This window comes from Vibrio sp. 947, assembly GCF_033339115.1.
GTDB lineage: Bacteria > Pseudomonadota > Gammaproteobacteria > Enterobacterales > Vibrionaceae > Vibrio > Vibrio alginolyticus.
Genome location: NZ_JAWOTX010000027.1, coordinates 60,917 through 69,826 on the forward strand (window position 1 = coordinate 60,917; position 8,910 = coordinate 69,826).

Genomic DNA, 8,910 nt, shown 5'->3' on the forward strand with positions numbered 1-8,910 from the left:
TAGACGCTCTGTGCATTTTATTTGAGTCGGTGACGTCAGCACTGTGGCTATTCGTCACTTATAAAACGTGAATTACGCTTCAGCTTCGCCTTGTTGAGCTTGCTGTTGTAGGTAGTTCATGAATAGCGCGTCAAAGTTTACTGGCGCTAGGTTCAGTTGAGGGAACGTACCTTTAACGACTAGGCTTGAGATAGTTTCACGAGCGTATGGGAATAGGATGTTCGGGCAGAATGCGCCTAGGCAATGTGCAAGTTGACCAGCTTCCATTTGTTCAGCAGTGAAGATACCACCTTGTTGAACTTCACATAGGAACGCAGTCTCTTCTTCGTTCTTCACAGTAACGGTTAGGCGTAGAACAACTTCGTAAACGCCTTCACCAAGCTCGCGGCTTTGAGTGTCTAGGTCTAGTTTAACGTCTGGGTTCCACTCTTTCTGGAAAATTACTGGAGAGTTCGGCGCTTCAAAAGAAACGTCTTTTAGGAAGATGCGTTGAATTGCGAAGTTTTGTTGTGCGTCTTGAGGTGCTGCTTCAGCCATTTTTTAATCCTTAAATCAATATTTGTTGAGCCTAGAAACGTCTAAGCTCAGAAAACTGGTATGTCCTGAGACTAACTGAGCCAATCTACCTTGACTAGATGAAGCGTGTATTACGTGCAAAGCGTCACAACTTAGTGCTCCAACTGCTTTCAATTTGCTCAGTTTTTTGTCCGCGAGGCTTGGTAAAAGCGCGTTTAAACGCGAACTTTCGTTCTTGCCACGTTCCTACTTCTTACCGCGAACTAACGGCAGGTTCGCTTCGTTCCACGCAATCAAACCATTTTTTAGTAGGCTCACGTTTTCGAAGCCAGCTTTTACTAGTAGGTTTGCGCTTTCTTGAGCGGTCTGTCCTGTCTTACATACAACAATGATTGGGTCTGATTTGTGGTTTTCAAGGCTACCCAAGTTACCCGCTTTGATGTCTGACGGTAAAATGTGAAGTGAGTCGGTGATATGACCTTTTTTGAACTCGTCTTTGGTACGGATATCCACTACAACGCCGTTTTCACGGTTCATAAGATGAGTCAGTTGGTTTACGTTGATTTCTTTGTATGCGGCTGTCGCTGATTTCACGATGTTCATGATAAAGGCGACAAGAAGACCTACCCAAACCAAAGATAGAATCATGTTCTGTTGGAAAAATTCAATGTACTCTTGCATGTCTTGAGCTCTTACGCTGTTGGCGGAAAAATAAAGCAGGAGTATAGCGAGGTTACGGCTCTTAGGCGAGAGGGTTAAAATTTTCTAACGAATAATTGAGATCTCTATAAACCCGTTATGCCCTTACTATCCGTACATTTCGCTCTGGTAGCTTGATTGCTTTGGCCTATTGGACTTATCGGTTTAAGTGACTTCTGTTTTACTGAGAAAAGAGAACAATAGGTATTAACCCATCTTGTTTGATGTTGCTTTAAATTAGCGCTGTTTCAAGTGCAAAAATAAGAATGAGAAGCGTAAGAAAACCGAACTTAGACTGGGGTGTACAAAGCGTATTAGAAATGACTATGCTTGTGGAACACGATTGTCGGCACTGACTCGTTGTTCGCTTAACTTGTAAGATAGCAACAATAAATCGCAAACATTATTTGATCTTAACCTACAGTTTTGGTTAAAAAGTGTAGTAAAATTACGCTAGTTTTGTTTCAAGGTTAGATAGGGCAGCGAGGCCCTACGCCAAAAGTTACTTAAATTTGATGAGGTCATCACTATGTCAGCTAAGAAGCCACTGGCTCTAGTTATCCTTGACGGTTACGGTTACCGTGAAGACACAGCAAGTAACGCAATTGCGAATGCGAAAACACCAGTAATGGATGCTCTGATTGCGAATAACCCACACACATTAATCTCTGCTTCAGGCATGGATGTTGGCCTTCCTGATGGTCAAATGGGTAACTCTGAAGTTGGTCACACTAACATTGGTGCAGGCCGCGTTGTATACCAAGACCTGACTCGTATCACTAAATCAATTGCGGATGGTGAGTTCGAAGAAACGCCTGCGCTAGTTGAAGCTATCGACTCTGCAGTGAAAGCTGAAAAAGCAGTACACATCATGGGCCTGATGTCTCCAGGCGGTGTTCACTCTCACGAAGACCACATTTACGCTGCAGTTGAAATGGCAGCGGCGCGTGGCGCAGAGAAAATCTACCTACACTGCTTCCTAGACGGCCGTGACACACCACCACGTAGTGCTGAAAACTCACTACAACGTTTCCAAGACCTATTTGCGAAACTAGGTAAAGGCCGCGTTGCTTCTCTAGTAGGTCGTTACTACGCAATGGACCGTGACAACAACTGGGATCGCGTCCAAGTTGCTTACGATCTTCTAACTCAAGCTAAAGCTGAGTTCACAGCAGAAACGGCAGTTGCAGGTCTAGAAGCGGCTTACGCTCGTGAAGAAAACGACGAATTCGTTAAAGCAACAACTATCAAAGCGGAAGGTCAAGAAGACGCAATCATGCAAGATGGTGATGCGGTTATCTTCATGAACTACCGTGCTGACCGTGCACGTCAAATCACTCGTGCATTCGTTCCTGCGTTTGACGGCTTTGAGCGTGCAGTATTCCCAGCAATCAACTTTGTGATGCTGACTCAATACGCGGCTGATATCCCTCTAGCTATCGCATTCCCACCTGCGTCTCTAGAAAACACTTACGGTGAGTGGCTATCTAAACAAGGTCAAACTCAGCTACGTATCTCTGAAACAGAGAAATACGCACACGTGACTTTCTTCTTCAACGGTGGTGTTGAGAACGAATTCGAAGGCGAAGAGCGTCAGTTGGTTGCTTCTCCAAAAGTTGCAACGTACGACATGCAGCCTGAAATGAGCTCTCCAGAACTAACAGAGAAGATGGTTGCGGCTATCAAATCAGGTAAGTTCGATACCATCATCTGTAACTACCCGAACGCAGATATGGTTGGTCACACTGGCGTTTATGAAGCGGCTGAGAAAGCAATCGAAGCTCTAGATGAAAGCGTGGGTAAAGTGGTTGAAGCAATCAAAGAAGTTGGCGGTCAACTATTGATCACTGCGGACCACGGTAACGCAGAAATGATGATCGACCCTGAAACTGGCGGCATCCACACTGCTCACACTAACCTACCAGTGCCTCTAATCTATGTAGGTGACAAAGCGGTTGAATTCAAAGAAGGCGGTAAACTGTCTGACCTTGCACCAACCATGCTTTCTCTAGCTGGTCTAGAAATCCCAGCAGAAATGACGGGTGAAGTATTAGTTAAATAAATAATTAACTAACGGCTCCGAATGACAAAAGCCCGAGTTTAAACTCGGGCTTTTTTGTATCTGGCAATAAGGACTGGTCTGTAAGGTTACTGAACCAAAATGCCCGCACCAATCACAGCTAGGGCTGCGCCTAACCATGCAAATCGGTTTGGTCGGCGTTTAGTGTAAATCCAGAGTAGTGGTAGCAACATAATTGGCGTGGTTGAAGATAGAAGTGCAACCATACCTACATTTCCTTCTTGCAGTGCGTATAAGATTAGCGTCATGCCGACGGCCATCGCCAAGAAACCATTAAGGGCAGTAATACCAAATATGCGCCAAGTAATGTGTTGCGTCGAGCGAGCGACTTTGACTCCTAGAATTAACAACATGCTGTGGGCGAAAAAGGCACTGATCATTCGAATAGCAGAAGCCGCAACTGGGTCAATACTGGTTTGCATTACTGGCTTGGCGATGATGCCGCCCAATGCTTGGCACATTGCTGCGGTTAAGCCAAGTCCAATACCCACCCAGATGTTACCTTTAATGTCTTCCAAGACGTTATTCACTTGACCTCTTCGGCCAAAGAATATCGCCATCACCACGCCGCTAAATACCAATGATGCGCCCAGTAGTTCTATTGTGGTCATGACTTCGCTAAATAAGAAGTAGCCCAAGATGGCAGAGAACACGGCGTGGCAAGAGAAGAGTAACCCGGCTTGTCTTGGCCCCATACGATTCAAACACGCGAATAGAGCGGTATCGCCAATAAAAATACCAATCAGTCCTGAGGCCATCATTGGCGTTACATGTTCCCAAGAAACCGTTAACCAGCCGCCAGTTATCCAGGCCATTGTTGATAAGATCACGGCTGTGCAGCCCATACGCCAGCGGCTGTAAGAAAATGCGCCTAGGTGTTGTGCAGGAATGACCGAAATTAGGCTAGAAACTGCCCACAGAAAAGCGGCGCATAAAGCAAGCCATTCGTAACCCATGATGTGTCGACGTCCTTGTAGAGTAGAGGAGTCTTAATATGCACGAAATTTATGGGATGTAAAAGCCGCTCTGTAAGGGCAGTAGCTGGAGAGCAGCTCCATGACAACACGCTTTTTCATGGAGCTCTTCGATTAAAACAGTACCAAAACTGCGCCATACACGATAAGTAGACCAATCAAACCAAGAATCAGCCCCACTTTCGCCATGTCTTTGCTCTCGATGAGGCCTGTTGAATAAGCCAAAGAGTTTGGTGGTGTGGAAACCGGTAAGATCATGCCAAGTGATGCGGAGAAGGCGACGACAACCAGTAAACCTTGTAGGCCACCAACCGCAATAAGGCTTGGCATTGATGTACCAATAGCGGCAGTAATAGGCATCAATAAGTTTGCTGTTGCGGTATTAGACATAAAGTTCGCCATTAACCAACACACTACTGATAGGGCTAAAACAACGGCAAATGGTGATAGCAGGCTGTAATCAATGGCGTGCGCTAATGCTTCGGCTAAGCCCGTTTTGTCTAAGGCAATACCAATTGCTATACCACCGGCAACCAGCCATAAAACATCCCAGTTAATCAGCTTGAGCTCTTCTTTTCCCATAATGCCCGTTAACGTGAACACTGCTAGTGGGATAATCGCGACAACGTATGTATTCATGCCATGCACTTTCGTTGTCATCCAAAGCACAATGGTTAGTGCAAAAGTGATGTAGACGACGATCGCACGCCAGCTCCTTTTGAATGTACCATCTAGCTTTAGTTTCATTTCTGGTTCGCTAGACGGAAACAGCTTTTGCAACAAGAACCAAGCTACAGTGAGTTGTACCAACACAAATGGTAGACCCATTGTCATCCACGATAGGAAGTCTATCGCGTTTTCTCCAGTGAGATATTGAAGCGCTATCGCATTAGGTGGCGTGCCTATCGGAGTCGCAATGCCGCCTGTATTCGCGGCAATTGGAATACACAACACCAGTGCTTTAATCCCTAAATCCCCTTTAGGTGCTGAAGCGACGATGGGGCCAAGCAGGGCTAGCATCATCACGGTCGTGGCAGTATTGGACATAAACATTGAAAAAACGGCGGTAATTAACATCAAGCCCAGCATGATGAACTTAGGTTGGGTGCCGAATGGTTTTAATAGTACTCGGGCGAGGTTGTTGTCGAGCTCGTATTTGGAAGCCGCAATCGCAAGAGCAAAACCACCCATAAAAAGAATAATGATCGGTGAAGAGAAGGCCGAGAAAATATCGGTGTAAGCAATTAACTCTCCTAAATCATGCCCCGCTGGTGGATTGCGAAATAGATGCAAACCTTTATCCGATATCATGATCAGTTCAAGAGCGATAATAAGAATGGACGTAGCAAAAACGGGAACCGGCTCGAGAACCCAAAGTAGGGCAGCAAGAAGAAAAATAGCTAACAGGCGATGCTGAATTAAAGTGAGATCGTCAATAGGAATAGCATCGATCGGCATCATCAAAACACCGAGCGGAATTAAAAAGCACACCAGCAATTTCGCCAACGTGTTTACACTCATCTTTGGCATTGGCTGCCCCTCTAAATATTCATTCTAAGCGCAGGATAATTGATTGTGGAATGAGGGTCTTAGAGGCAGGTATGAGTTTGAGAAATAGAGGCTAAATTTCGAACGGAGTTTTGCTTTTTATCAATAAAAAGAGCCCTTAATAAAGGGCTCTTTAACGGTGTTTTACTTATTTTTTCAAGGCGTAAGGTGTGCCCATAACGGTTGGCTTACCGTTTTCCATGCTTGCGTCAAACTCAATCGCGTCTTTGGCAAACAGGTTAATAACAGTAGAACCCAGTTTGAAGCGGCCCATCTCTTCGCCTTTTTTCAAGATCACGGCCTTGTCACCCTCTGCTGGGTAATCCCATTTGTAGACAGTGTTTCCACGAGGCGGAGTGATAGTGCCAGCCCATACTTGCTCAATGCTACCAACAATTGTCGCACCAACAAGCACCTGTGCCATTGGACCAAACTCAGTATCGAAGATACACACCACACGCTCGTTACGTGCAAATAGGTTCGGTACGTTTTCTGCTGTCAGAGGGTTTACTGAGAACAGGTCACCTGGTACGTAAATCATTTGGCGCAGAGTGCCGTCACATGGCATGTGTACACGGTGGTAATCGCGCGGAGATAGATACAATGTGGCAAAAGAACCATCTTTAAATTCGTCCGCTAAATTCGCGTCACCGCCCAGCAATTCTTGTGCTGAGAAGCGATGACCTTTTGCTTGGATAAGTTGACCATCTTCAATAGGGCCAAACTGGCTAACACAAGCGTCGGCTGGATGAGTGATGACGTTTTCGCCTTCAGAAATTGGGCGTGCGCCTTCTTTTAGCTCACGAACGAAAAACTCGTTGAACGTTTTAAAATGCTTAGGATCTGAGTGCTTTGCCTCATCCATATTCACATTGTATTGTTTGATAAACCAACGAATAACTGCTGTTGTTAGACCGCCAGCTTTTGCTGAAGCCAGTTTACCCATTAGGCGAGTGAGGCCGTGTTGTGGGATCCAGTACTGCAGTCCAACTTTAAACTTGTCCATCTTTAATTCCGATACTTCTGTTAGATTCGCGCTTTAGGGCGCGTGATGTTACTGAAATTTAATTTGCTTGTCAGTATTAGGTGAAGACTTTTTACACAGTTACAGCCTTAACTCAATTACAGATCGGCTTTTTTATTACGTGAATACTGACGATTTGCTTTGTTTTCAACCATGCTTTCCAAAATGCGATGATAGTTTTCAAAGCGAGTTTCGTTAATTTCCCCGTTCTCGACAGCTTCGCGTAGAAGGCAGCCTGGGTCATCATTGTGTTTACAATCTCGGAACTTGCAACCGCCTAAATATGGTCGAAATTCAACGAATGCTTTTGTTACTTCTTCTGCTTCCAAATGCCAAAGACCAAATTCACGTACTCCAGGTGAGTCGATCAAATCGCCACCCGTTGGAATGTGGTATAAACGTGCAGCCGTCGTGGTGTGTTGGCCCAAGCCAGAGTTCTCAGAGACTTCGCCTTCTTCCACTTCGCTCTCTAGTTCCGGCATTAACGCGTTGACTAAGCTGGATTTCCCTACGCCTGATTGACCAACAAAGATATTAATTCGATCACGCAGTAGGGTTTCTAGTTCAGCAATGCCTTCTCCAGACTTCTTGCTGACCAGAAGCACTTTATAGCCAATACGTTCATATTCTTTGAGCCATTCTTCATACATTGCACGGTCATCGGCTTCTAGAAGGTCGATCTTATTTAAGACCAACAATGGCGCAATATTCAGTGTTTCTGATGCAACGAGATAGCGGTCAATAATATTTAGCGATAGCTCTGGTAATACCGAAGAGACAATGACCATTTGATCAATATTGGCTGCAACGGGTTTTAGGCCATCGTAATAATCTGGACGAGTGAGCACTGAAGAGCGAGGTTCTACCGCTTCAACAACACCAGAGATGCCCGCCATAGACTCCAATCCTTCGCGCCATAAAACACGATCGCCAGATACTAGAGACTCAATACCACGGCGGAGGTTACAGCGTTGAATTTCGCCTGTTTCAAGGTCTTCAATGTCCGCGTGCTGACCAAAACGAGTGATCACGAGACCTTGCTTGCTGGCGCCTAGCATGTTTTCATCCCACTGGATGGAATCTTCTTGCTTCTTCAAACGCTTTTGTTGGTTGCTACGTACGCGTCGCACCTGACCTTTGGTTAACTTTTTCTTCTTTGCCACAATTCTGTACTTTATGTGAATTTACTCAAATGGTTGAGCCGTACTCTTGGCTCCGTGTATGAGTATCGTGTTTCTCGTATTTTGAGGTATAGTACCTCTTTTATCGATAAACAAATAGGCGGCGTAACCATGTCCTTTAGCGATCAAAACCTAATTTGGGTTGATTTAGAGATGACAGGGCTTGATCCTGAAACGCACAAAATCATCGAAATTGCTTCTATTGTCACGGATAGCGAACTAAATATTTTGGCTGAAGGTCCAGTGTTAGCGATTCATCAGCCGGAAGAAGAACTGGCGAAAATGGACGACTGGTGTACTAATACGCATACGGCAAGCGGTTTGGTGGAGCGCGTTCGAAACAGTCAAATCTCAGAACAAGACGCAGTCGCACAAACCATTGAATTTTTAGAAAAATGGGTGCCAAAAGGGGCGTCGCCAATATGTGGTAACAGCATTGGGCAGGATCGTCGCTTTTTATACAAGCATATGCCTGAGTTGGAAGAGTTCTTCCATTACCGATATGTTGACGTTAGTACTCTTAAAGAACTAGCACGTCGCTGGCAACCTGAGGTGCTAAATGGGTTCACAAAACAGGGAACACATTTGGCCTTGGACGACATTCGTGAGTCCATCGCAGAACTTAAGTACTATCGAGGTACTATTTTCAAGATTTAACTGTTAAGGTTGCGATCCAAATTGTTGTAATTTATATCGCTTTTGATTGCTTTTTCGTCGTTCAGTAAAAAAATAAAGTTTTTTTGAAGGAAGGACTTGCATCACAAAAAAATGCTCTTATAATTCGCAGCCCTAAACAGCGGAAACGTTGTTGATGCGACACTAGCTCAGTTGGTAGAGCGCAACCTTGCCAAGGTTGAGGTCACGAGTTCGAACCTCGTGTGTCGCTCC

General features: G+C 45.1%; 8 protein-coding genes and 1 tRNA gene. 3 read left to right on the forward strand and 6 right to left on the reverse strand.

Going from position 1 to position 8,910, the window contains the following annotated elements:
• Positions 1 to 72 precede the first annotated feature (72 nt).
• Both secB and R7Q39_RS24535 read right to left on the reverse strand, forming a co-directional pair.
• The gene (secB, locus tag R7Q39_RS24530) at positions 73 to 537 is read right to left on the reverse strand and encodes a protein-export chaperone SecB (RefSeq protein WP_005386410.1); all 465 of its coding nucleotides are present in this window, start codon (positions 535 to 537) and stop codon (positions 73 to 75) included.
• 225 nt (positions 538 to 762) lie between these two features.
• On the reverse strand, positions 763 to 1,197 hold the full coding sequence (locus tag R7Q39_RS24535) for a rhodanese-like domain-containing protein (RefSeq protein WP_005386415.1): 435 nt from the start codon (positions 1,195 to 1,197) through the stop codon (positions 763 to 765).
• A 547-nt stretch (positions 1,198 to 1,744) separates the two neighbouring features.
• Between R7Q39_RS24535 and gpmM the strand changes: the two genes are divergently transcribed.
• Positions 1,745 to 3,277, forward strand: coding sequence for a 2,3-bisphosphoglycerate-independent phosphoglycerate mutase (gene gpmM, locus R7Q39_RS24540; RefSeq protein ID WP_033907178.1), 1,533 nt, complete (start codon positions 1,745 to 1,747; stop codon positions 3,275 to 3,277).
• Positions 3,278 to 3,363: 86 nt separating this feature from the next.
• Here gpmM and R7Q39_RS24545 read toward each other — a convergent pair whose 3' ends face one another.
• The 4 genes from R7Q39_RS24545 to rsgA form a co-directional block, all read right to left on the reverse strand.
• Entirely contained in the window at positions 3,364 to 4,251 is an 888-nt protein-coding gene (locus R7Q39_RS24545) for a DMT family transporter (RefSeq protein ID WP_005386417.1), read from the reverse strand.
• Between the two features lie 132 nt (positions 4,252 to 4,383).
• Positions 4,384 to 5,799: an SLC13 family permease gene (locus R7Q39_RS24550; protein ID WP_318076982.1), complete on the reverse strand. Its 1,416-nt coding sequence runs from the start codon at positions 5,797 to 5,799 to the stop codon at positions 4,384 to 4,386.
• Positions 5,800 to 5,965: 166 nt separating this feature from the next.
• Positions 5,966 to 6,823 (reverse strand): archaetidylserine decarboxylase, encoded by an 858-nt coding sequence (asd, locus tag R7Q39_RS24555; RefSeq protein WP_318076983.1) that lies wholly within the window; start codon positions 6,821 to 6,823, stop codon positions 5,966 to 5,968.
• Between the two features lie 116 nt (positions 6,824 to 6,939).
• Positions 6,940 to 8,004, reverse strand: a complete 1,065-nt coding sequence (gene rsgA / locus R7Q39_RS24560; RefSeq protein ID WP_154204982.1) for a small ribosomal subunit biogenesis GTPase RsgA — start codon at positions 8,002 to 8,004, stop codon at positions 6,940 to 6,942.
• Between the two features lie 129 nt (positions 8,005 to 8,133).
• On the opposite strand from rsgA, the gene orn reads away from it, so the two are divergent.
• Together orn and R7Q39_RS24570 are read left to right on the forward strand one after the other, a co-directional pair.
• Positions 8,134 to 8,679: an oligoribonuclease gene (gene orn / locus R7Q39_RS24565; protein ID WP_017635574.1), complete on the forward strand. Its 546-nt coding sequence runs from the start codon at positions 8,134 to 8,136 to the stop codon at positions 8,677 to 8,679.
• Positions 8,680 to 8,835: 156 nt separating this feature from the next.
• Positions 8,836 to 8,908: transfer RNA gene (locus R7Q39_RS24570), tRNA-Gly, on the forward strand.
• Positions 8,909 to 8,910: the final 2 nt, after the last annotated feature.

Coding starts and splice junctions, on each gene's coding strand:
- secB (WP_005386410.1), bottom strand. CDS start 537: ATGGCTGAAGCAGCACCTCAAGACGCACAACAAAACTTCGCAATTCAA.
- R7Q39_RS24535 (WP_005386415.1), bottom strand. CDS start 1,197: ATGCAAGAGTACATTGAATTTTTCCAACAGAACATGATTCTATCTTTG.
- gpmM (WP_033907178.1), top strand. CDS start 1,745: ATGTCAGCTAAGAAGCCACTGGCTCTAGTTATCCTTGACGGTTACGGT.
- R7Q39_RS24545 (WP_005386417.1), bottom strand. CDS start 4,251: ATGGGTTACGAATGGCTTGCTTTATGCGCCGCTTTTCTGTGGGCAGTT.
- R7Q39_RS24550 (WP_318076982.1), bottom strand. CDS start 5,799: ATGCCAAAGATGAGTGTAAACACGTTGGCGAAATTGCTGGTGTGCTTT.
- asd (WP_318076983.1), bottom strand. CDS start 6,823: ATGGACAAGTTTAAAGTTGGACTGCAGTACTGGATCCCACAACACGGC.
- orn (WP_017635574.1), top strand. CDS start 8,134: ATGTCCTTTAGCGATCAAAACCTAATTTGGGTTGATTTAGAGATGACA.